Source organism: Aliterella sp. E5.1 (assembly GCF_057473825.1).
The window spans coordinates 15,671-39,828 of the sequence record NZ_JBYCCV010000033.1; the positions used below are offsets into that span (position 1 = coordinate 15,671).

Sequence of the window (24,158 nt, forward strand, 5' to 3'; positions counted from 1 at the left end):
GTTATTCCTAGTGCGATCGCCTTTTTTGTATGCAAGCTGCCGTCAAATCTTCCCCAGCCTACAATTCGCCCCGCGTTACCGTGATTGGTGCGGGTAAAGTTGGTAGCACTCTAGCCCAAAAGATTGCTGAGAAAAACTTAGCTGATGTAGTGCTGCTAGATATAGTTCAGGGGATGCCTCAAGGGTTGGCGTTAGATCTTTTAGAAGCAAAAGGAATTTCCTTACACGATCGCCAAATTAGCGGTACAACAAATTATGCGGATACCGTTGACTCCGATGTAGTCGTAATTACGGCAGGATTACCGCGCAAACCCGGTATGAGTCGCGATCAATTGATGCAGACTAACGCCAAGATAGTTGTAGAAGCAGCAAAATCGGCGATCGCTTATTCTCCTAATGCAATTGTTATTGTCGTTACAAATCCATTGGATGTGATGACATACCTCGCATGGCAAGCAACAAAGTTACCGCGCGATCGCATTATGGGAATGGCGGGGGCATTAGATTCAGCCAGGTTTCAAGCTTTTATTGCGATGGAATTGGGCGTACCCGTGATGGACGTACATACAATGGTTTTGGGCAGCCACTGCGACTTGATGGTTCCTTTAGCGCGTTATTCTACGGTTGCGGGTGTACCAATTACTGAATTGATAAATGAGGCGACTATTGAACGTTTAGTAACTAGAACTCGTAATGGTGGCGCAGAGATTGTGGAATTGATGCAGACAGGAAGTGCTTATTTTGCCCCAGCAGCATCTACTTGTTTGATGGTGGAATCCATATTACTCAATCAATCGCGTTTATTGCCTGTAGCCGCTTACTTGCAAGGTGAGTATGGATTGCAAGATGTTTTTATCGGCGTTCCCTGTAGTTTAGGTTGTAGTGGCATTACCAAAATTTGGGAACTAAAGCTTACGGATGCTGAATTAGCTGCGTTGCATACTTGCGCTGAATCACTAAGGCAAAATATTGAGAGAGCGATCACAATTTTATAAAGAATTGGTATAACTCCCCCACACTCTTAGTTCAGATTGTAATCGGAATCTTCCTACAGTTTTTAGTCAGAATTTAGTCATGATTTTGTTAACAATTCTGTAACCTATAGTCGGCTAGGGTTTGATATCTAGCTGCTTAGGACTCATAAGCCTGATGCCGGCGGTTCAAATCTACCCTGAGCCATAAAAATTTTTAAGTAAATTGAATAATAGAGTTGGGCATCAATCTAGACTAATTGCCTTGACTCAAAGTTAGTCGATTGCAACTAATGGATTATTGGCAAGATAGGGACGAGCATTAAAACTTGATATCGTGCCAGTGGCGAATTAATTCGGCAACAGACCAAGCTTGAGAAACCGCACCTTGGGGCGCGTGAGGCGGATCGCCATCAAAAATTTCCGAAATAGAACCAATGCAGCCAGAATTGTGAAAATGCTCTAATAGCGGTTGCAAACTGAAAGGGAGAGTTTCTGATGGGTAAAAACGCTGCCACGAACGGATAAATGCCCCAACTAGCCACATCCAAACCGTACCTTGATGATAAGCGCGATCGCGATGGTGAGAATTGCCAGCGTAGTTGCCTATATATTCCGGATCGGCGGGATCGAGACTGCGTAATCCATAGGGCGTAAGCAAGCGATTTTTGGCTACTTGGACGATACTTTGCCCTTGCACTGGATCGAATCCACAGTGATAAAGCGAAAGAGCCAAAATGGCATTGGGACGAATTTGGGCATTGGGGCGATCGTCTGGCTCAATTAAATCGTACAAGTAACCAGCAACTGGGTTCCAGAACTTTTGCAAAGAGTTTTTTACTTGTTGGGCTTGTCCTTCGTAATACTGAGCTTGCTTGTAATAGCGATCGCTATTTTCAACTTGAAGCGTCATTAATCGCTCTGCCCAGCTTCTAGACCAACATAATGCCGAATACCACAGCGCATTAATTTCTACAGGCTTACCGCGCCTTGGAGTTACAGGCTGACCATCAATTACGGCATCCATCCAAGTTAAAGCTACATTGGGTACGTCCCAGCCCAGCAAGCCATCCGCCGCATCAACTTGAATATTGTATTGCGTACCAGCAGTAAAAGCTTTATATATTTGCCTAACTGTGGGGTATTGTTCGACCAAAAAATTCCAATCTTGAGTAGCTTCTAGATACAGCCCCAAGGCTTCAATCCACCATAAAGTTGCATCAATACTGTTATAAAATGGTTCGCTATTGGTATCTGGAAAAGCATTAGGAATCAAACCATTACGGCAATACCTTCCAAAGGTTTGCAGCAGTCCTTTTGCCAACTCAAAGCGCTTTGTAGTTAGAGCAAGTCCTGGTAAAGCAATTAGCGTATCTCGTCCCCAATCGTTAAACCAATGGTAGCCAGCAATCGCACTTTGTCCCTTAATCGACTGACGATAAACAATAAAACTATCTCCAGTTTGTAGTATTTGCTGGCATGAAAAAGTTTTTAGCTGCGAAAATAATTGCCTAAATCTACGCTGTTGGGCTTCTATGGCGCTATCAAAATCCCGCTCTTTAAGTAGTGGTGCTTCACGAGAACCACTACTTGCCTCGATAACTAGGTTTTCTCCTGGTGACAATTTTATAGTTAGGTAGCCTGGACTATATAAGTCTTCGCGATCGCCCAATCCTCGTTTACTTTCTTCAATTAGTTGATAATTCCAATACCATACGGGGTGTGCTTGATATTCTCCTTTCGTCCATTGCAACTGCCAAAGCGTACCTATTTGCTCTGGTCGAATTGCTTGCAAATAAAGCTGATTTTGTTTTACCAACTGGGAAAACTGTAAATTGGGTTCGGCACTTTGTTGGTGGTGAAAATTGCGATCGCCAATCATCAATCGCAAGCGCAAAATTGCTGTTTCCTTCCCTGTATAGCGATATTGAATCAAGACGCGATGCAAAAATTTTTCTGTTCGATCCCCTTCATAGGGCATAACTATTTGTCTTGTCAACTGCCACTGGTTTTCGCCCCATACCCAAGTCGGACTTGGCTCAATAGTAAAAGAGCGCAACAGCTTATAGCCCAACGGCTCCACCGTTCCGCTACCCCAAAAGTTTGTTCCCAATGCCTGCATTTCCCCAGCTACTTCTAAACTTGCTTCTAGATGGGAAAACAGCATAGTGCGATCGCTTGGTGGATTGAGTGCTGCTACGAGCCAACCGTGATAAGTCCGCGTCCTCGCATCGCAGACTGTACCACTGGCAAAACTTCCTAGCCCGTTAGTCAGCAGCCATTCTCTTGTATCTAATCCCATTTGCTACTCAAAATCGTTATGACTATGATATATTCGTAACAGTTCGTAAATAATCAATTATTTCATGTCCGGGCAAAATCTAGCTAATAATTGCCCGCGAACAGATTGATAAAACGCCTAAGTCATCAAGGAGAACTAATTTAATGCCTCTAAATTACGCAGCCGAAGGATGCTTGAGAGTTGGTCAAACAGCACCAGATTTTACCGCTACCGCCGTAATAGATCAAGAATTTAAGACGCTCAAGCTATCTGACTATCGTGGCAAATACGTCATTTTGTTCTTCTATCCTCTAGACTTTACCTTCGTTTGCCCTACAGAGATTACCGCTTTTAGTGATCGCTTTGACGAATTTAAGCAAATTGGCACAGAGGTTTTGGGAGTTTCAGTTGACAGTGAATTTTCACACCTAGCATGGATTCAGAGCGATCGCAAATCTGGGGGTGTGGGCGATCTAAATTATCCTCTAGTTTCAGATATCAAAAAAGAAATTAGCGCCGCTTACAACGTCCTCGATCCAGAAGCAGGGGTCGCTTTGCGTGGTTTGTTCATTATTGACAAAGACGGCGTTATTCAACACGCCACCATCAACAACTTGTCCTTTGGACGTAGTGTAGATGAAACGTTGCGGACGCTTAAAGCAATTCAGTACGTGCAATCGCACCCTGATGAAGTTTGTCCCGCAGGTTGGCAACCCGGCGACCAAACAATGGTTCCCGATCCTGTCAAGTCAAAGGTATTTTTTGCTTCGGTGTAACATTTACGTCTAGTAACAACTAAACCAAAAAAACGCCCCAATGCTAAAAGATTAAATATCTACAGCTTATTGGGGCTTTAATATTATCGGGAACTAACTATTTATGCTGACTTCTAATGACTTTAGCGGCTTACTAAACGAGCGTTTTTTCCGCAATTTGTTGCCAATTCCTGCAACCAACGATTTGACTGTAGGGGACTTAGCACCGGGTTTTAGTTTACCGGATATTACCAATAGTCGCACGATCAAGTTTTCAGAATATAGAAACAAGCAGCCCGTACTACTTGCTTTTACGCGCATTTTTACAGAAAAGCAGTATTGTCCGCTTTGCTTTCCGCATATTAAAGCTTTGAATGAAAACTACGAAAAGTTTACAAATATCGGTGTGGAAGTTTTATTAATTGCTAGTACCGACGAAGTGCAAAGCCAAAAAGTTATTAGCGATTTGAACCTCAAAATGCCTCTACTGAGCGATCCTAGTTGTCGGGTGTTTCATTCTTATAAACTAGGTCAAGCATTGGGAGCGCCTTTACCAGGGCAATTTGTCACAGATATTGAAGGTAAGCTGCGTTACAAACATCTATTCTCTTTTCTTTCTCATAACGCTAGTATCGAAACTTTGCTAGAGCAATGCCTTAAATCGTAGAAAGATCGATACTCGTTCTCCAGCTAGATGCAAACCCTCGATTTATACCATCTCTGGGAGGGTTACGATTATTTTTATGGAGGCTTTGGAGAAAAAGGATATCTTCTCTAGGTATAGCTTTACTACGCGCGAGGCTTGCTAAACTAATATAGTTAGGTAAATAGCGTAATTTTCTTAGCGATTTAATTACTAGAAACGAGCCTAGTCAACATTTTAATATTTCTTACAGTCGCGCGATCGCCTTGACAGAGCCGAAAACTAAGTTAACCTTGGTACACAACAACTCCGCGATTGCGCTTTATAAAAACTATTTTTCTAAGTAAGGTCGCCCTAACTATTGAAGACAGCAAGTTGGATCGCAAACAGTGGAAAGTTCTCAAGCTGACGAAGCTTTATTACAAGAAATAACCAAAAGGCAGGATCTAATTCTGCAATTGGGTCAGCAAACCGAGCGCGAAAGATTAATGAGTGCGATCGCCGGACAGATTTGCGCCTCTCTAAACTTAGAGGAAATACTTAGTACCACTGTTACAAAAGTCCGTCAGTTTTTCAATTGCGATCGCGTAGTAGTTTATCGAGTTGAAGCTACAACTGGTGTAGCTACTGTGGTAGCCGAATCTACTCAACCTAGTTGCACCTCCTTGCTAAATATAAAAATCGCTACACCTTTGTTTAGGGAGCGTTTAGCCCAATACCAACAGGGCGAGATGCGCGTACTTAACAATATCCAAGAACATAGCGATATTGCTATCAACCAATTTTTGCAAGAACAGCAAGTCAAAGCAAGTTTAACTATGCCTTTGCTGTATGCAGGCAAGTTCTGGGGATTACTAGCTGTGCATCAATGCTCCCAGCCGCGTCAGTGGCAACAATTGGAGATAGATTTGCTCAAGCAATTAGCCACCCAAGTATCTATAGCTATTCAACAATCTGAGCTATACCAGCAAGTTGTTGAGCTAAATACCAACTTAGAAAATCAAGTTAAAGAGCGCACCAAAGAATTACAACAATCCCTCGACTACGAGGCAATTCTCAAACGCATTAGCGACGATGTCCGCGATAGTTTAGATGAACACCAAATTTTGCAAGTTGCAGTGTGGGAATTAGCTGTAGCTTTAAATATTGATGGCTGCGATAGTGCTTTGTACAATATTGAGGAAGGAACCGCAACGGTTAGCTACGAGTACACTACTTCCTTACCCGCATCTCAAGGAAAAGTCATGCAAATGGCTGAATTTCAAGATGGGTACAACCAATTATTGCAAGGGCAATACTTTCAATTTTGCCAATTAGTACCGGGGATCAAAGGTACAGTAGCAATGCTGGCTTGCCCAATTTTTGACGATCGCGGTGTATTAGGCGATTTATGGTTATTTAAGCAACAAATTAATGCTTTTAGCGAACTTGAAATTCGTTTGGTACAACAAGTCGCCAACCAATGCGCGATCGCTATGAGACAAGCAAGATTGTATAAAGCATCGCAAGTACAAGTAGAGGAATTAGAAAAACTAAGCAACCTCAAAGATGATTTCTTAAGCACCGTCTCCCACGAATTGCGTACGCCCCTAGCCAACATGAAGATGGCACTTCAGATGTTAGGAATAGCTTTGAATCGTTCTCAAGAATTGTTTGCAGAACTAAGAAAACCAGCAAGCGAACAAAACAAAGTTGCCCGTTACTATCAAATCTTACAAAATGAGTGCGAACGAGAATTAAATTTAATTGACGACTTACTAGATTTACAACAGATATATGCAGGCGTACAACCATTACTACTAACATCAATTAACTTACAAACTTGGTTGCCAGAAATTATCGAACCTTTTAACCAACGACTAAAAAATCAACAGCAGCAATTAACTCTAGAAGTTGCTCCAGAAGTACCCAATTTGATCGGTGACTCAGCTTCTTTGGGGCGGGTTTTTACAGAATTATTAGACAATGCTTGCAAATATACCCCTCCCAACGAAAAAATCGTAGTTAAAGCCGTTAACAAGGAAGAAGTAATGCAAATAAGTGTCACAAATTCTGGGGTAAAAATTCCTAAAAGCGAACGCGAACGAGTTTTTGACCGTTTTTACCGCATCCCCGATAGCGATCGCTGGAAGCAAGGAGGTACGGGGTTGGGGCTGGCGCTAGTTAAGCAAATACTTAGCCGCTTAGGAGGAACAATCAATGTGGTAGATAGCGATCGCCAGCAAACTTGCTTTATTGTGGAAGTACCGCTAGTGCCTGTATTATGAAATCTCAGTGGCAGTGTTTTTTAGAAAATCTAGGTCAATGGCATGGTTCTTTTACTCGCTTGTCGCCTCAAGGAGAATTAGTAGAAGATACGCCCACAATGGTTTCTTTTACAGGTTTGAACGATAACCAAACAATCCGTCAAATCGTCCGCCGCTTGCCTCCAAATTGTCCTCCAGAAGACCAAGTTTTTGAATATAGTTCATTGGGACGGGGAATTTTATTTTTCGATGATGGTGCTTTTTCTACAGGTTCAATTCAACTCGCACCTTTTGCCGACTTTGGCGCAGAACTAGGATTAATTCATCAAAATCGCCGCCTGCGATTAGTTCAGTTATTTAGTAATGGTCAGTTAGACAGATTAACTCTGATTCGCGAAAAACTGGCAGAAGCTACAGAACCGGAAAAACCTCAACTAGCAGTAGATGATTTAGTTGGGACATGGCAAGGCGAAGCAGTTACTTTATACCCAGATTGGCGATCGCCAGATACTTACTCTTGCTCGCTCAAAATTGAGCGGGTGAGAGAAAACGAGCTATGGCAGCAACTTACTATTCCCGAACGCACTATTACATCAAAAGCTACCATCACAGGTTCTATTCTTTGCTTTGATAGTGGGTATCAAGTATTACTCTTACCAGATGGAGCTTCTTCTACCTGTCCTTTGCAGCTAAACCTTGGCACAGGTTTTTTTCTCGAAGTTGGCTGGCTGCGATCACCTCTTGAGCGGCAAAGGCTAATTCGCACTTACAATAGCAAAGGTGAATGGGTTAATCTTACATTAGTTACAGAGTATCGCACTCCCAATTGACAGTAAAATTACGCATATTGATAGATTAAATTATATATAATTGCCCTTAATATCTAGTAAAAATACTGAGAAGTATCGTGAAATCATTTGCTAAGTCAATAAATTTACAAAGCTTTCGGTTGAGCAAGTCGGAAAACTCGTTGCAAGAAGGAGTAACAACGGTCGGGTTGACCTTATGTTTGGCTTTTGGAGTGCGGATAGCAGGCGCTCAGTGCTATTTGATTCCTTCTGGCTCTATGGAACCAACTTTAGAAGTCAATGATCGCTTATTTGTAGATAAAATTAGCTACCACTTTGCAAGTCCTCACCGTGGAGATGTCGTGGTATTTACTCCACCGCCAGCAATTGTGGCAAAAGAAAAGTCAACCGATCCCTTTATTAAAAGAGTTATTGGCTTACCAGGGGAGCAAATAGAGATCAAAGGTGGGCGAGTGTATGTCAATAATCAACCGTTGCAAGAAAATTATATTACCAACAAGCCAGATTACAAGTGGGGTCCGCAAATTGTCCCGAAAAACTCTTATTTAGTTTTGGGTGATAATCGAAAAAAAAGTTATGACGGTCATGTGTGGGGATTTTTGAATCGCGATCGCCTAATCGGAAATGCCTTTGTCCTTTTTTGGCCCCCCGAACGAGTGATTAATTTTGCCAGAAATTGAGCCGAAACCGCCTCTCTTGCTTAAAATGAAGTCATGAATATTTGGCAGGCTGACTTTTATCGTCTTCCTCTGCAAGGCTCAGCAGAAGAAGTATTGTGGCAATTATTGATTTGCGATCGCGATCGCTTATTTACGTACGTTGCTGTTTGTCCCCAGTCGCAAGCTGGCGTTAAATGGCTAACGGAGCAATTGCAACTAGCAAGCAAAGACCAAAAGCCAGATTTAATTCAAGTATTTCGTCCGCAATCGCTCAGTTTAATTCAATTAGCGGCTGGAAACTTGGGGATTGCTGTAGAAGCAACGCGCCGCACCTTTGCTTTAAAACAATGGTTGCAAGAACGTCAAAATTCCTCCCACAACGGCGCTGATCGAGCTTTAGAAATCGATAAACCACCCCCCGTACCTCTAAAAGAAGACCTGTGGGGTCAACAGTGGCGCTTTGCAACAATTAGCGCCGGAGACATTGTAGAAGGCTTTGCTCAGCGTCTAATTCCTGTAAAAGAGATGCCAGAATTTTTATTACCCCTCAACTTAGGATTAGCATCTACCGTGGCGATTCCCGGAGTTGTGATTGATGGAGGTAGAAAATCGATGCAACTAGCAAGATGGTTGCAAAGTATCCATCCGGTGGCGCTCAACTATATTGCTGGCGATCCTAATGGATTGGTTTTAGAAGCAGGTTTAAGCAGTCGATACATTGTGAATACATTTACTGACCAAGAAGTAATTTCGGCGGCGGTTGCTTACACGCAGCGTCAACAATTAACTAAAGGATTGCATTTTTTATTGGTACAACCCGATAATTCGGGGATGACTTATAGTGGCTTTTGGCTGCTAGAAAAAGAGTAAAGAAACGTATACTTTTTTGTTGAATTTTTAATAAAAATAAAAGTCATAACTAAGAGTTAAGACCGAAGGTAGATACGCACAATTCAAAATAGTCTTAGTCTAAAACACATAATAAACAGCCCTTTTTTGAGGCAAGACTCATGAATAACGAAGCAAGTTCAAAAGAAAAAACTACTAGAAACGACGAAATGGATACTTCTAGCGCCGATCGGGGCATTATCCCCGCAGAAGTAGCCGCACGGATGGATAGAGAAGGCGGAGATTATCGCGAAACGGCTCACGAACAAGCCGCCGACAAAAGCCTTGATACTACAGGCGGTGCAACGGTAGATCAAGAGGGTTTAGCAAACAATTATGCCGTTGAACCAGAAATGTACTACGAAGAACCAGGCGATCGCAAACAAGAGGAAGCGCAAGACGAAGCTAACCGCGCTCAAGAATTGGCAGAAGTCAACCACGACAAAGAAGGCGAACTAACAATGGATGGCGATCGCCGTGGTAAAGGTACAGGTGTAATTTAGACAACTTTAGCCAATTGAATATTTAATCCAACCGCTTGGACAGATCTTTGAGAAGAAAGTTTGAACGGTTTTTTTATGTCAAAAATAAAATAATAATCAACTAGAAATAAATACTAATTTTTACATTACCTCTTAGCTCAATCAAGGCTTTCAGCCACTAATTCAGTTAGTAGGTAATATTTAGGTCAACAAAAACAACTCCTTTCCAGTAAAATAGCTGGACATTGCAGCGAAATAGAGGAAAAGCAAGATGGCAGAAGCAAAAATTGGCATCATTGGGGGTAGTGGGCTTTACAAAATGGATGCCCTCAAAGATGTAGAAGAAGTGCTGATTACTACCCCATTTGGTTCGCCTTCTGATGCCTTAATTGTGGGGACTTTGGCAGGAAATTCTGTAGCATTTATAGCTCGTCATGGACGCAATCATACGCTGCTACCATCAGAAGTGCCTTATCGGGCGAACATTCATGCCATGAAGCAGTTGGGGGTAGAGTATATCATTTCTGCTTCCGCCGTGGGTTCATTGAAAGCTGAAGCCAAACCCCTAGATATGGTAGTGCCAGATCAATTTATCGACCGAACAAAAAATAGAGTTTCGACTTTTTTTGGTGAAGGAATCGTTGCCCATGTTGCTTTTGCAGACCCCGTGTGTTCGCAACTAGCTAAAGTTTTGACGGAGGCGATTTCTTCTCTCAATTTGACGGATGTTACTTTGCATCGTGGCGGAACCTACCTATGTATGGAAGGTCCGACATTTTCTACCAAAGCTGAATCCCATCTTTACCGCAGTTGGGGAGCTACAGTTATTGGCATGACCAATTTGCCAGAGGCAAAATTAGCTAGAGAAGCAGAAATTGCCTATGCTACTTTAGCTTTGGTGACAGATTACGATTGCTGGCATCCAGACCACGACAGCGTAACGGTAGAAATGGTAATTGCCAACTTACAGCGCAATGCAGCTAACGCCCAAAAAGTAATTCAAGAAACTGTCAAGCGTTTAAGCGAAAATCCACCTAATTGCGAAGCGCATTCAGCTTTAAAGCAAGCAATTTTGACGACCTTTGATAAGGTTTCTCAAGAAACAAAACAAAAGCTAGAACTGTTGTTGAAAAAATATATGTAGAAAGAGTTGCGATGTACCATAGGTGAGGGCAGACAATTAGCTTCTTGTGTTAAACCATTAATAACCCCTGCTCCGCAAAATCATTTACTGATGAATTAAATTAGTAAAGCGATTTTGGATCAAAAATTGAGCCGAGCGATCGTTCTGGTAGTATTTTTCTGTTATGAACTCCGAACAGCCCGCTCCACAATCCACTGATGAAGCCTCCGTTACACAGCCGCAAGACAGTAGATTTCCCATCGTTGGTATTGCCGCCTCAGCAGGCGGACTAGAAGCTTTTATCCAATTGCTGACATACTTGCCCATCGATACAGGGATGGCATTTGTATTGATTCAGCACTTAGCTCCCGACCACAAGAGTCTGCTTGCGGAGATTTTGGCGAAAAAAACTCAAATGCCTGTCAGTGAAGTAATTGACGGTGCGGTAGTAGAACCAAACCACGTCTACGTCATTGCGCCTAATACCAAAATGATTTTGGCTCAAGAGATGCTGCGACTGGCGGCGCGGGAAAAGGTGGAAGGAAAATATATGCCTGGGGATGCCTTTTTTACATCCTTGGCAGCCGAGCGAGGTTCTAGAGCGATCGCAGTTATTTTATCTGGAGGTGATGGAGACGGTTCGGCAACCCTAACAGAGATTAAAGCCGCCGGAGGTGTAACTTTTGCTCAGTGTGAAGGTACGGCAAAATTTGACAGTATGCCAAATACAGCAGTGGCAACAGGTAACGTAGATTTTATTTTGCCTCCCCAAAAAATCGCTGAGGAACTAGCAAAGCTTAGTCTTCATCCTTTTATTGCTCAACCGCCGACAGCCAAGCTGGTGAAATCTCCGCAAATCAAGGAGGCAATGCCGCGCATCTTTGCCTTGCTCAAATCTTGCGCAGGTGTGGACTTTAGCCACTACAAGCCTACCACTCTGGGTCGGCGAATAGAGCGACGAATGTTGTTATACAAGCTAGTAGAGCTAGAAGATTACGCGCAGTATTTGCAAGATAATCCGGCGGAAGTTAAGGCACTGTGTGCAGAAATTCTGATTCATGTCACCAGTTTTTTCCGAGAATCTTCAGCCTTTCAACTATTAAAAGAGCAAGTTTTTCCGGTTAGTGTCCAAAATAAGGCAGCAAAGTCACCTATTCGGATTTGGATTGCCGGATGTGCGACGGGGGAAGAAGCTTACTCGATTGCAATGTGCTTGCTAGAATTTTTGGGAGAAGGTGCGAACTATCTGCCCATTCAAATATTTGCCACCGATATCAGCGAGAAAGCAATTGAACAAGCAAGAGCCGGAGTTTATAAAGAAAGTCAGATGGAGGATGTTTCACCAGAACGCCGACACCGCTTTTTTATCAAACTAGACTCTGGCAGCTATCAAGTGAGTCAAGCTGTTCGGCAACTATGTGTATTTGCCCGACAAGACTTGAATAGCGATCCACCTTTTTCTAATTTGGATCTAGTTAGCTGTCGCAATGTGTTGATTTATTTTGGCGAGGTGTTGCAAAAACGGATCATACCCATCTTCCATTACAGCCTCAACCCAACGGGATTTCTAATGTTAGGCATTTCGGAAAGCACTGGTCAACACTCGGACTTATTTGCTCTAGTTGATAAAAAGCATAAAATTTATAGCAAAAAAATAACCGGAAATCTGCCAGCTTTTGCTTTTGTTACCAGCACCTATTTAAGTTCAAAGGTGGATAACCCGGAGTCCCTCAACAATCCTCTGATAAATAATTTTGACTTACAGAAAGAAACCGACAAGGTAATCTTGAATCGCTATGCTCCAGTGGGTGTAACGATCGATCGCAAAATGGATGTTTTGCAACTTCGCGGCGAAACTAGCTTTTATCTGCGACTTTCGCCGGGAGAGCCAAGCTTTAACTTATTTAAAATGGTGCGAGAAGACTTGCGTATTGTGTTACGCGCCGCAATTTATCAGGCACAACGGCAAGATAGGCTAGTGAGAAAAGAAGGGTTACGAGTCGAAGAAGGCGATCTCACAAAAATTGTTAATCTTGAGGTGATTCTCTTTACTGATGGGACTTCTCAAGAACACTACTTTGTAGTTTTATTTGAAGAAGCAACATCCAGAATTAACAACCTCCGGCAGGAAGGAAATGCCCAAAAGGTAGAGCAGAGTGACTTAGAGCAGGAAGTGGTTCGACTGCGGCAGGAACTGGCAACGGCAAACCAAGAGCGGGCGGTGGCTGGCGAGTATCTGCAAGCGGTGATTCAAGAGCAGGAGCAGAGCAACCAAGACCTCAAAGTCGCCAATGAAGAAATCTTATCGAGCAACGAGGAGTTGCAAAGTAGCAATGAGGAGCTTGAAACTGCTAAAGAAGAAATTCAATCTACAAACGAAGAACTAAACACAACTAATGAAGAACTCCGCAGTCGTAACCTGCAACTACATGATGTCAATAACGATCTGACAAATTTGCTGGCAAGTATTGATATCCCAATTTTAATGCTGACCAACGATTTGCGGGTTCGACGTTTCACACCAACGGCGCAAAAGTTACTCAATTTTATTCCCACAGATATCGGACGACCCTTTAGAGATATCAACGCCAACCTTGACATTGTTAACTTAGAAGACTTGATTGTAGAAGTCATAAATACCCTCAGCCCCAAAGAGCTAGAAGTTCAAACCACTTCCGGGTACTGGTACAACCTCCGCATTCGTCCTTACCGGACTATAGAAAACCAGATTGACGGCGCAGTGGTGGTATTGATAGACATTGATGCCCTCAAACGCAGTGCCGCCAAGCTGGAATCCGCCCGCAATTATGCTCAAGCAATTGTAGAAACAGTCCAAGTGCCTTTGCTCGTGCTTGATGCGGAACTGCGAGTGAATCACGCAAATCAAGCCTTCTATCAAAAATTTCAAGTTTCACCTGTGGAAACTACCCATGCTTCGATTTTCGATCTGGGAGATGGCGAGTGGAATTTTCAAGGGCTGCGGGAGCTTTTAGAAAATGCTCTAGAAAATTCCACCCCGATTCAAGACTTTGAAGTAGAACATAGTTTTAAGCAGATCGGGCAGAAAACTATGCTACTAAATGCGTGTAAAGTTCTGCAAGAAGATACTCAACTGTTGCTGTCGATTGAGGACATTACCGAGCGGAAGCTATTTGCACTAGCAAGCGATCGCTTGTTGACTGCTGAGCAGGCGGCTCGCTCTGAGGCGGAAATAGCCAATCGGGCTAAAGATGAGTTTTTGTCAATTGTCTCGCACGAATTACGCAACCCTCTAACTTCTATACTTGGATGGACTCATTTGCTCCGCAATCGTAAGTTGGACGCAGCCAAAACCCAGCAGGCGCTAGAGATAGTCGATCGCAGTGCCAGAGCGCAAGCGAAGCTAATTGAAGACATCTTAGACACCTCACGCATTACTACAGGCAAGCTCCAACTCAACCTCCGGGCGATCGCCCTAGCACCGACGATCAAGTCTGCTATTGATATTGTCCAGCAATCGGCGGCAACTAAAAATATTCAAATAGAAGCTGTGCTTGAACCAGAAACCATCCAGATTTCTGGCGATATAGACCGCTTGCAACAGATAATTTGGAATCTGCTTTCTAACGCCATCAAGTTTACGCCAGCTACGGGGCGAATTACAGTCAAACTTGAGCGCCTTGGCTCCTTTGCCCAAATTGAAGTCAGCGATCCAGGGCAGGGTATCAGTGCCGATTTTCTTCCTTACGTCTTTGAACGGTTCCGTCAAGCTAATAGCAGCAGCACGCGCTCAGAGGGTGGACTGGGACTAGGATTATCGATTGTGGAGCATTTGGTAGAGTTGCACGGTGGCACGGTGAGCGCCAAAAGTCTAGGTAAGGGGCAGGGGGCGACATTTATAGTGCAGCTACCCGTCCTAGAGACAAGACTTATAGCCGAAGAAGATTTTACTTCCTTACCTCCTTCAATTAGCACCTCGCTCCTTGAAGGATTGCAGGTACTTGTGGTTGATGATGAGGAGGGTTTACTAGAGTTACTAAAAACAATGATCGAACATTATGGAGCCGAAGTAACGGCAGTTGATTCAGCAAAAAATGCGATCGCCTCTTTAACAGCAAACCCTGGGAAATACGATGTATTGTTGTCAGATATTGGAATGCCCAAGGAGGAAGGCTACGCGCTCATTCGTCAGGTACGAAAGCTTAGTGCAGAGCTTGGAGGGCAGATTCCGGCTGCCGCCCTGACAGCCTACGTGAGAGGAGATGAGCAAAGTGAGACTCTTAGTGCTGGTTTTCAAAGGCATATTGCCAAACCCGTCAATCTAGAGCAATTAGTATTAATTATTGCCGAGCTTGCTCAGAGAAATCCGGTAACGGGGTGAGGTGGAAACAAATATACCTACAAACTTACTATTTGATTGCGTCCCTTGGCTTTGGCTTCGTAAAGTGCAGCATCAGCACTACGGTAAAGAGCTTGCAAGTCTGTACCATGTTCTGGGTACTGGGCTATGCCACCACTAAACGTCACCCGAAACAACTCCCCACTAGCGCTAGTAAATTCTTGCTGACCCATAGTTTCTAGCAATTGTATTAGTCGAGCTTTGCTCTGAAACCGGGTTGCACCATACAACCCGACAACAAACTCCTCACCCCCCCAACGACCAACCGCATCTTCACTACGAAACTCTTGCTGCAACAGCGTCCCAAATCGACTTAGTACGCGATCGCCAGCCTCATGACCGTGTTGGTTATTGACTTGACTGAAATGGTCAAAATCTATTATGACAAAGCATACAAGTTGACCTTGGCGCTTAGCTAGATGCAGCAGGCGAGTTAGTTCTTGAATCGATTTGCGCCGATTGGCAACACCAGTTAGGATATCAGTCTCCGCCAGCTTACGGAGGATGTAGGTTCGTTCTAGCCGATTGAGGATACGAGCAATTATAGCGGTTCGCACTTGAGTGCAGTACACCTTAAGCATGACCTCACAGTAATTAAATCCTAAAGCTGTACTTTATCGGAATGAGAACTGCTGTAATTCTGGTTCCAAAACTGGCTTACTGACGTAATCATCTGCACCGACGGCGAACAGGCGCGTCACTGTCTCTACATCTCTATGAGCCGATAAAAATAGTACAGGTAATTCACTCCAGTGGGGATCGTTGCGTACCACCTGACATAGATCGATGCCGCTCAACTGGGGCATTTCCAGATCTAGAATCAGCAAGTCGGGGTTAGCTTGTTCTAAAGTAGTCCAAAAATGCTGGGGATCGTCTAGTAGAGCAAGTATAAACCCCCAAGGCTCTAGTATAGTGCGGAGAATATCCAACATCTGAGGATCGTCGTCTACGACTAAAATTTTTGCTTGAATGATATGAGATTGCTGTAATACCTGGGCAACTGATGCCAAAACTGAAGCACTCAGCGCAGGTTTGGATAAAAAAACTTGTCCTCCTTGGCGAGCGACTTTTACCCGAATCGCAAAATCTTCAAGAGCCGTGAATACTAGCACGGGGATGGTTCGATCGCCGCTCGTCAGTTCTGCTAATAGATTTAGACCATTCTCAGTTGAACCGTCAAAGCCTAGATCGAGCAGCACTACATCTGGATATTTTTGGGCGATCGCATTTTGTACTTGGGTGATGTTTGTAGCGACAAGTGCCTGAATTCCCCAAATTGCCGCTTCCTTGATTAACTGCACGCCTAGTTGAACATCATTATCTACAATCAACAGTCGTTTTTGCTGTTTAATAGGAGCGTTATCTTGAACAGGTGGTTGTGTCGCCATAGGGCGTTCTATTTCTTGGCGCAACGCTGCAATCAGTTGCTCAAGCTGTTCAATTCGCTCTTTGCTGAAGAATTTGACTCCAGAGCGAAAAATCTGTTCAATTTTGCGGGATAAACGCGCGGCTTCCGCTAAACCAAAGCTACCTAGAGAACCAATTAGCAGGTGAGCTTCCCCTATAGCCTCTTGTTCGCCTTCGGGCGTTAGCGTCCCTGCAACTAGGGCTTTTATCGCTGCTTCTAAACCTGTGACGCGACTTGTATACTTTGGCTTAAATCGCTCCCAAATGGCCGCTATTGACGGCGAACTTTGTGGCTCTTTTGGATTTACAGAAGTGATCGCATTGTTTTGGGAGCGAACCATTAGCGCCGACGGATTTTTAACTTCATCTTCCCCTAATCGCAGTCGATACCCCAATCCGTAAACTGTCTCAATCAATCCATCTATGCCAACTTGCTTAAGTTTTTGCCGTAAAGTCTTAATGTGCGCTCTCACAGTATTTTCTGACGGGCTTTCTTCCGATAGCCAAAGGTAATCGAGCAATAATGTTTGGCTAAATATCCGGTGACTGTTACGCAAAAGTAGCTCGATTAGAGCGTATTCCTTAGCAGTTAGAGGTAAAACTTGTCCATTGCAGCTTACTCTACAACTATTAGAGTCAAGCTTAAGATTTCTTACTTCCATAACTGACGACAGCGCCGGACTTCGATGACGAAGCAAAGCCCGAATCCGAGCCAATAACTCCTTAGTGTCAAAAGGTTTGACCAGATAATCATTAGCTCCAGTATCTAGCGCGATCGCTTTAGTAGCGCTACTGTCCAACACTGTCAATAGTAGAATTGGGATATCAATTTTTTTCTGGCGTAGCTGCTTGCAAACCTCTAGACCATCTAGCTTTGGCAACATGATATCCAGCACAATTAGATCGTAAGCAAACGATTCGGCAAGAGACAGCCCAGCTTGACCATCTATTGCTACATCAACCAAATAATGCTGCTTTATAAGAGTATTTTTTAATACTTCTGCCGCCCCCTCATCATCTTCTACTAGCAGAATTTTCATAAACAATTATTTATTATTAGCTCCTGCTACAAGATAGCCCTGAAGTCGGTTAAATAAACAAGTTTTGTTATTCATAGTTTGGTTGCTATTGACTTGAACCTGATACTACTTGGGATACATTTTTGAATGCTCTACTGACTTATTCACAAAATCTTAACAAAGTTTGAGTATGCTTATATTCAAGCCAAGCTATTTCCTGAGTTAGGAACAAAGGCAGCAAAGCTGTAAGGAAATGCCACGCAATGGCTCCACGCCTTAAGAAAATCATCTAAAATTTTCAACGGATGCGAAAATATTGCCCAAAAATGCCTATTTTTAGGTAAGGTTGCAACCTCTGAGGGCGTGAAACACAAATTCTGCCGTAGCTATTTCATCGCTTGTTTATCGATACAATTGCACCACAAAATTCTTAGCCAAAAACCTTGTGGTGCAATCATTTCAAATTTTAAATTATTGGTTGCTGGAGCGCTATTTTTACTCTTATTTGCATATTGAGGGAAGCAGAACCTTAATTAATTTGACCGCTCAGACCATTTCCTCCAAATTGAAGCTTTTAAAAATAACTTCTTGCGATCGCGCCGTCAACACCTCAACCATTAGAAATATAAAATGCCCTACGAACTAATTAACTTAACATTGCCCGTTGCAATTACAGAAATTGAAAATGTTTTAGAAGATTATCCCCAATCTCCTTATCAAGTAGCCTTTTCTTTGCCGGAAATGCGGCAAAGGCTACTTGCCCACGTCCTAACTCACACCCCCAATCGCTATGTAGTTCAAGGGGAGAAGCTAACACTTAAGGAATCTAAATTTATACACCCTGCTCCTATACAGGGGCGGATACAGATGGAGAATTTGATTCACGGAGGTATTCTACATCTCCTGCGGGAAAATGCGGAATGGGTTGGTAGTCGCCTTACTCAAATGGAGAATTTAAACAGTGATATTCTCACTCGATCTAGCTAATGACATTTTGAATAGCTTGTAAATATTCCAGTAAAAGCGATCGCAATGACTGGGATGCTTTTAAAATCATTGAGTGAGGTTTGATGGCTTGCACTCTCCAGCTTTTGTACCTTGCCAGTTGCGATCGCAGAAGTTGAGCCTAATATTCACAAAAATCAAGTAAAAAATGCAAGTTGTATTAAATAAGTCTTCTCCAGCGCCGAATTGTTATTTAACTTGGAGCCGCCAAGAAAATACAATGTTGTATAGTGGCAAACCTAAGATAAGTAAGTATGATTGCCCTTGTTGCTCTTACACTTTGCTGCGTCATATAAGCTTAGAAAGAATTTTCTGGCGTTGTAGTCACTGTCACCAAGAAATGCCAGTTTATTAACCGAGTAGAGAAATAGAGCGATCGCCCTTCATCTGAAGTTAGTAGCATTTAGATAAAACTTTTATTTAAAAGGGTTTGGGGGCATACCCCCAAACCTTAGTTTTTTTGCTAAAGCAATCCCTTAACTACTTTTAAAAACCTCTCGCGCTACGCGAAAAGATGCTGTGAACATAAAACTATTGCGCGCCTTCGATAGGTGCAAAACCTTGGCGCTGAATGTTCTCAGTAATGGTGCGCGGTTCCAAAAATTGTAGTAAGTAGTCGGGACCTCCAGCTTTAGAACCTACACCAGACATTTTGAAACCACCAAAAGGTTGTCTAGCAACGATCGCTCCGGTAATTGTGCGATTGATGTATAGGTTGCCTACTTCAAACTCTGCTTGCGCTTGTTCAATGTGGGAAGGAGTGCGGGAGTAAAGTCCGCCAGTAAGGGCAAAGTTTGTACCATTGGCAACAGAAATCGCTTCGGTGAAGTCTTTTACTTTAATTACGGCAATTACAGGTCCAAAAATTTCTTCTTGGGCGATCGCACTCTGCGGGTCAACTTGACTAAAAATTGTCGGACTAACAAAATATCCGCTATCAGCTACGGGCATTTCTAATACAAGTTCGGCTGATTGCTTGCCTTTTTCGATGTACTCTTTAATTTTGTCTCTAGCATTAGCATCAATTACTGGACCCACTTGGGTGCTAGGCAATTCGGCTAAACCAATATTGAGACTGCGCGTAGCTTCCACCAAACGCTCTACAAACGCATCGTAAATAGGTTCTAAAACTATCACCCGCGAACAAGCAGAACACTTTTGCCCGCTATAACCAAAGGCAGATTGGACAACGCCAACGACAGCTTGATCGAGATCGGCACTTTCATCGACAATCAAGCCATTTTTTCCACCCATCTCTGCAATGACGCGCTTGAGGTGTTTTTGTCCTGGTTGTACAACTGCTGCATCTGCATAGATCCGACAGCCAACTTCTTGAGAACCTGTAAAGGCAATTAAATGGACATCAGGATGCTTGACCAAATAAGCCCCAACTTTAGATCCTACTCCTGGCACGTATTGAAATACACCTTTGGGAATGCCCGCTTCTACTAGGATTTCGGCAAATTTAGCCGCAATTACACAAGAAGTTTCCGCAGGCTTGAGTAACGTACAATTACCCGCAACTAAAGCTGCTACTGTCATCCCGGCGGCGATCGCTAAAGGGAAATTCCAAGGGGAAATAACTACAGCAATTCCTCGCGGTTGATAGATATAACGGTTAGTTTCTCCCGCAATATCGTAGCTAAAGCCTGCATCTAACCTTTCCATTTCCGCAGCGTAATAGTTGCAAAAGTCTATAGCTTCAGAGACTTCACTATCAGCCTCTTTTACAGGCTTACCTACTTCTAAAACTATCCAGGCTGATAGTTCGGCGCGTCTTTGTTCCATCAAATCGGCAGCGCGTCGCAATATTGCCGCGCGTTCTTTTACAGGTGTCTTGCGCCACGCTGGGAAGGCAGCTTTTGCCGCCGCCATTGCTGCTGTTGCTTGTTCTACAGAAATTAGCCCGACTTTGCCAATAACTTCGCTGTAATTAGAAGGATTCACCGAATCAACGGTTTGCTCTGTTTGTTGATATTCGCCGTTAATTAGCGGTAAATAATGCTTACCTAGCTGTTGGCGGACGTTAACAAAAGCTTGATGAGATTTTTCTCTTAATTCCATGTCTGCATAGTCCGTATCTGCCGCATTTGCAAAACCTAAATTTACTTTAGGGGTAGTGAGATTATGTACAACGGGAGGTGCTAAAAGCTCCTCTACCGGGCATTCTTCCATACTTTGGCGCAAAAACGAGCTATTAGCTGTATTTTCGAGCAAACGCCGGATCAAGTAAGCCATTCCGGGCAGTAGTTCGCCATAAGGACAATAAACGCGCACTCGATGCCCTCTAGCTACCAAAGCCGAGGCTAATTTGTCGCCCATGCCATACAATACTTGCATTTCAAAGCGACGGCGGGGAATATTTAGCGTTTCGGCGATCGCAATTGCCAATGCTTGACTCCGCACGTTATGACTACCAATGGCTGAATATACATACTCGTGATTTTCTAGCAATAACTGGGTAATGGTTTCAAAATTAGCATCAGTGGCGGCTTTCTCGTTGTAAACTGGCTGCTGCCAATCTTTTTGCATTGCCTTGATGGTTTCTTGATCCCAATACGCACCTTTAACTAGCCGAATTGTGAGCGGATAACCGCGCTCTTTTGCCCAAGAGATTAAATCTTTGGTATCTTGTTCGCTATCACGCAGGTAAGCTTGAATTGTCATCCCCACATCAGTGCGAGATCGAAACTCATCTTCCATCAATAGCTTTTTCAATATGGATAGAGTTAAATCCTTATAGGCGTATTGTTCCATATCAAAATGGACGCTTGCCCCTAATTCCTTGGCGCGACGTAATAATATGCGAATGCGATCGCTTACTCTTTCTTCACTACCTGTCGCATCTAACGGATCGAACTGAGAATAAAAGGCTGTAAGCTTTACAGATACTTGTACTTGCGGCAAGATTTCGCCATCAGCGCTATCAATACTAGGTATCTGCGTCCACTTTTTAGAAGCTTCTACAAGTTGCGTCATTAGATCGAGATAGCGATCGAGATAAAATTGCGCCTCAGCTTCCGTAATTACGGCTTCCCCCAGCAAATCGAGGGTAAACGCCATTTTATTTTTGCGTAAACGCTCAATAGTTTTAAGCGCTTCTTTCATATTGTCGCCAGCAATATACTTATGCGCTAGAGTTTCCACCGCCGTAGAAACGGTTGTAGCGGCTACTTGTCCAGGAATTGAGTCAGGAGAAGCAAAATTGAGCAATCCCTTAAGGGCGGAAGGAAGTTCTACTGATTCATCTTGCAAGTATTCTTGCATATGGGCGGCAATTTCTGGCTTATTGTGCAAAGCAGGTAAGCAGTCGATGAAGCGAAATAACTGCACCCGTAGACCTGGATTGCTCATCGTCCAAGCTAGTAATTTATCATCCCAACGCATTTGATCGCGTAACGAGGTTAAAAAAGAGCGATTCTCCCGCGTAGCAGCTAGGAGTTGTTTGGCTATTTCTTGAACTTTAGCTTCGTAGGTGTTTTTTTCTACTTGTAATACCACTATGAACTGACTCCCAGTTTTTCGATGCTTTAGACGAGAATTACTTATAATTTACTATTCTCTCTTTTCTCGTAATGCTTGGGAGTAGTGTTTTTGTTGATAATTATTAAACGATCACAAAGGTTGCCTATTTCCATTCAAAGATAGACTGTGACTTTACCCATAACTTTGCCGCAACTGGAACCATAAGTTTGCCGTTTACAACACTATAGCCCTCATTCTTCCGTCAGCTAATTTTGGATAAAATTCACTAATTGGAAGCATGACTTTGCCGCTAATCCGAATTGAAACGATAAGCTTGCCGTGAGTTTAACTTAGCCTAGAAAGCATGAAAGTGCCGGACTTTTCATATCCAATGAAGCAGAAGCGGTTTATGCTGGTATGGGATAACGAGTTTCGGCTATCCATCTCTCCTGAGTAACTACTGAAGTTTTAGAAGATCCTCCTAACCACTGAGAACATTGCGAACAATAGCCTAAACTAGAAACCTAGTTTAATCACAGTAATTGGCAATGACAATGAGGACAATTTTGCACAATAGGATGTTGATGTATTAAACAAGCTTTGACATCTTTAAATTTTTCTCGAAATTCCCCTCTATGATAGCCAGATTTATTAACAGTGAGGAATATGTAGACCTAACGTTTAAGCTGAGAGGCGCACCGATTCCTCTTGATAATGGTTATCCTATTTATGCTGCCTTGTCCCGTATTTGTCCTCCCCTTCATGAACTAAACTATAGCAATCCTAAATGGCTCATGAAAATGCACCATAGATAAATACCTTTGGAAAATCAAAAATTTGCGCTCTGAGTTACTAACTCAAACAATCGCTTCACGGCAAAGAAAGATTTACACAGATGATAGAACTCGCGGATGAACCGTTTTGCCTGTAAACACACATCTTCCACAGGATTTTGCTCTGGGGCATTTGGAGCAAAGCGAATACAAGTGATCTGCCAATCCAACTCATCCAACTGTTGATTGACCGATGCTAAATAACTTCTGACTTCAGCAGAGCGGTGATAACTTGCTCCATCCCAAATTAGGGCGATACGCCTTTGAGGGAATTGTGAGCGCAGATATTGCAGAAAAGCAATAGTCGACTGGGAATTGCCTTGAGCATATGCTTTGATTAAAAACTTATGGGTGTGGAGGTTGAGTGCGCCATAGTAAGTTTGCTTTTGTCGTTCATTGACAACTGGAACTTCAATACGCTCTTGTTTTTTGCCCCATATATATCCACAGATATCTCCCCATAATAGATGACATTCATCTAGGAAGAAGACCATCAGCTCACCCGATACAATCTGGGCTTTACGAATTTCCAACCAGTTTGTAATCTCCTGTTTTTTTCTATAGTAGCAAAGTTAGCTAGAGTAATTGAGCTTCCAATAAAGCAAGGTAATCAGCAGGAGAACGCCGAAAACGTAGTTGCTCAAACCGATTGATGCGATGTTGTGCTAACTGGGAACGTAAGAAACGCCAATCTGCAATTAAGACAGTAGCTAACTGTTGAGCAGACCAAGTGGTGAGTTGAGTAGCAACGCAAGCAATCAATTGAACGCTGCCACGTAATACAAGTGTTGCTGGAGCAACGGATGCGACCTGTACAGCGGCGGTGATGATGACGCACGGTGCCGAAAATATGCTCCAAGTCATTGTTGGTTCTGGGTAAACCTGGCACCGAGTAGCAGTGGAATAATCCTGACCAATAACTAGCTGTGACTTTAAGGAAATGAATAATGCCTGGCAGCAGAGAACCTGCACTTGTTTGGTGAGCAGACATTGCCTCAAGTAAAGCTTGAAAACAAAGTTGGACAATAGGTGCATCAAATTCAACACGATTGTCAAGAATCTGTGCTGCATGGTGAACCCAATTATAAGCGAGGGTAATCGGTGTCCACATTGCCTCAGTTTGCTCTAGCCCCCTAGAAAGCAACTGTTTCAACTTGAATAAGGGGACAGTTAATCCCCCTTTTGAGCCACCCG

General features: G+C 43.2%; 16 protein-coding genes and 2 pseudogenes. 12 read left to right on the forward strand and 6 right to left on the reverse strand.

The genetic code is table 11. The features are described from left to right. Positions 1-29 precede the first annotated feature (29 nt). Positions 30-995 (forward strand): malate dehydrogenase, encoded by a 966-nt coding sequence (gene mdh, locus AC2VE5_RS12895; protein ID WP_486888150.1) that lies wholly within the window; start codon positions 30-32, stop codon positions 993-995. Between the two features lie 298 nt (positions 996-1,293). Here mdh and AC2VE5_RS12900 read toward each other — a convergent pair whose 3' ends face one another. Continuing rightward, positions 1,294-3,273, reverse strand: coding sequence for an amylo-alpha-1,6-glucosidase (locus tag AC2VE5_RS12900; RefSeq protein WP_486888151.1), 1,980 nt, complete (start codon positions 3,271-3,273; stop codon positions 1,294-1,296). Between the two features lie 143 nt (positions 3,274-3,416). Here AC2VE5_RS12900 and AC2VE5_RS12905 point away from each other — a divergent pair, with 143 nt between their 5' ends. From AC2VE5_RS12905 to AC2VE5_RS12945, 9 genes are all read left to right on the forward strand, one after another. Further along, positions 3,417-4,028 (forward strand): peroxiredoxin, encoded by a 612-nt coding sequence (locus AC2VE5_RS12905; RefSeq protein ID WP_486888152.1) that lies wholly within the window; start codon positions 3,417-3,419, stop codon positions 4,026-4,028. Positions 4,029-4,131: 103 nt separating this feature from the next. Further along, positions 4,132-4,674 carry a peroxiredoxin family protein gene (locus tag AC2VE5_RS12910; protein ID WP_486888153.1) on the forward strand — a complete coding sequence of 181 codons (543 nt, stop codon included), beginning with the start codon at positions 4,132-4,134 and terminating at the stop codon, positions 4,672-4,674. A 365-nt stretch (positions 4,675-5,039) separates the two neighbouring features. After that, positions 5,040-6,917: a sensor histidine kinase gene (locus AC2VE5_RS12915; RefSeq protein WP_486888154.1), complete on the forward strand. Its 1,878-nt coding sequence runs from the start codon at positions 5,040-5,042 to the stop codon at positions 6,915-6,917. Then, entirely contained in the window at positions 6,914-7,726 is an 813-nt protein-coding gene (locus AC2VE5_RS12920; RefSeq protein ID WP_486888155.1) for a DUF3598 family protein, read from the forward strand. The genes AC2VE5_RS12915 and AC2VE5_RS12920 overlap by 4 nt, the downstream gene beginning before the upstream one ends. A 77-nt stretch (positions 7,727-7,803) precedes the next feature. Continuing rightward, a complete protein-coding gene (gene lepB, locus AC2VE5_RS12925; RefSeq protein ID WP_486888156.1) occupies positions 7,804-8,385 on the forward strand; it encodes a signal peptidase I in 582 nt (193 codons plus the stop codon). A gap of 33 nt (positions 8,386-8,418) precedes the next feature. Then, on the forward strand, positions 8,419-9,234 hold the full coding sequence (locus tag AC2VE5_RS12930; RefSeq protein ID WP_486888157.1) for a Tab2 family RNA-binding protein: 816 nt from the start codon (positions 8,419-8,421) through the stop codon (positions 9,232-9,234). Between the two features lie 140 nt (positions 9,235-9,374). Beyond that, complete coding sequence (locus AC2VE5_RS12935) at positions 9,375-9,755, forward strand: hypothetical protein (RefSeq protein WP_486888158.1); 381 nt, start codon at positions 9,375-9,377, stop codon at positions 9,753-9,755. A gap of 250 nt (positions 9,756-10,005) precedes the next feature. After that, positions 10,006-10,878, forward strand: coding sequence for an S-methyl-5'-thioadenosine phosphorylase (locus AC2VE5_RS12940; protein ID WP_486888159.1), 873 nt, complete (start codon positions 10,006-10,008; stop codon positions 10,876-10,878). Positions 10,879-11,041: 163 nt separating this feature from the next. Next, positions 11,042-15,217, forward strand: a complete 4,176-nt coding sequence (locus AC2VE5_RS12945) for a CheR family methyltransferase (RefSeq protein ID WP_486888160.1) — start codon at positions 11,042-11,044, stop codon at positions 15,215-15,217. A gap of 17 nt (positions 15,218-15,234) precedes the next feature. Here the strand turns inward: AC2VE5_RS12945 and AC2VE5_RS12950 are convergent, their stop codons facing one another. Then, complete coding sequence (locus AC2VE5_RS12950) at positions 15,235-15,816, reverse strand: GGDEF domain-containing protein (RefSeq protein ID WP_486888161.1); 582 nt, start codon at positions 15,814-15,816, stop codon at positions 15,235-15,237. Positions 15,817-15,849: 33 nt separating this feature from the next. Continuing rightward, positions 15,850-17,682, reverse strand: coding sequence for a response regulator (locus AC2VE5_RS12955; RefSeq protein WP_486888162.1), 1,833 nt, complete (start codon positions 17,680-17,682; stop codon positions 15,850-15,852). 609 nt (positions 17,683-18,291) lie between these two features. Between AC2VE5_RS12955 and AC2VE5_RS12960 the strand changes: the two genes are divergently transcribed. Next, positions 18,292-18,648, forward strand: coding sequence for a hypothetical protein (locus tag AC2VE5_RS12960; protein WP_486888163.1), 357 nt, complete (start codon positions 18,292-18,294; stop codon positions 18,646-18,648). A 549-nt stretch (positions 18,649-19,197) separates the two neighbouring features. Here the strand turns inward: AC2VE5_RS12960 and pruA are convergent. Beyond that, complete coding sequence (pruA, locus tag AC2VE5_RS12965) at positions 19,198-22,167, reverse strand: L-glutamate gamma-semialdehyde dehydrogenase (protein ID WP_486888164.1); 2,970 nt, start codon at positions 22,165-22,167, stop codon at positions 19,198-19,200. Between the two features lie 599 nt (positions 22,168-22,766). Between pruA and AC2VE5_RS12970 the strand changes: the two genes are divergently transcribed. After that, positions 22,767-22,946 carry a type I-MYXAN CRISPR-associated protein Cas6/Cmx6 gene (locus AC2VE5_RS12970; protein ID WP_486888165.1) on the forward strand — a complete coding sequence of 60 codons (180 nt, stop codon included), beginning with the start codon at positions 22,767-22,769 and terminating at the stop codon, positions 22,944-22,946. Here AC2VE5_RS12970 and AC2VE5_RS12975 read toward each other — a convergent pair. Both AC2VE5_RS12975 and AC2VE5_RS12980 read right to left on the reverse strand, forming a co-directional pair. Further along, a pseudogene (locus AC2VE5_RS12975) lies at positions 22,924-23,521 on the reverse strand (IS630 family transposase); the annotation flags it as partial. The gene AC2VE5_RS12970 and the pseudogene AC2VE5_RS12975 overlap by 23 nt on opposite strands. An 83-nt stretch (positions 23,522-23,604) precedes the next feature. Next, a pseudogene (locus AC2VE5_RS12980) lies at positions 23,605-24,158 on the reverse strand (hypothetical protein); the annotation flags it as partial.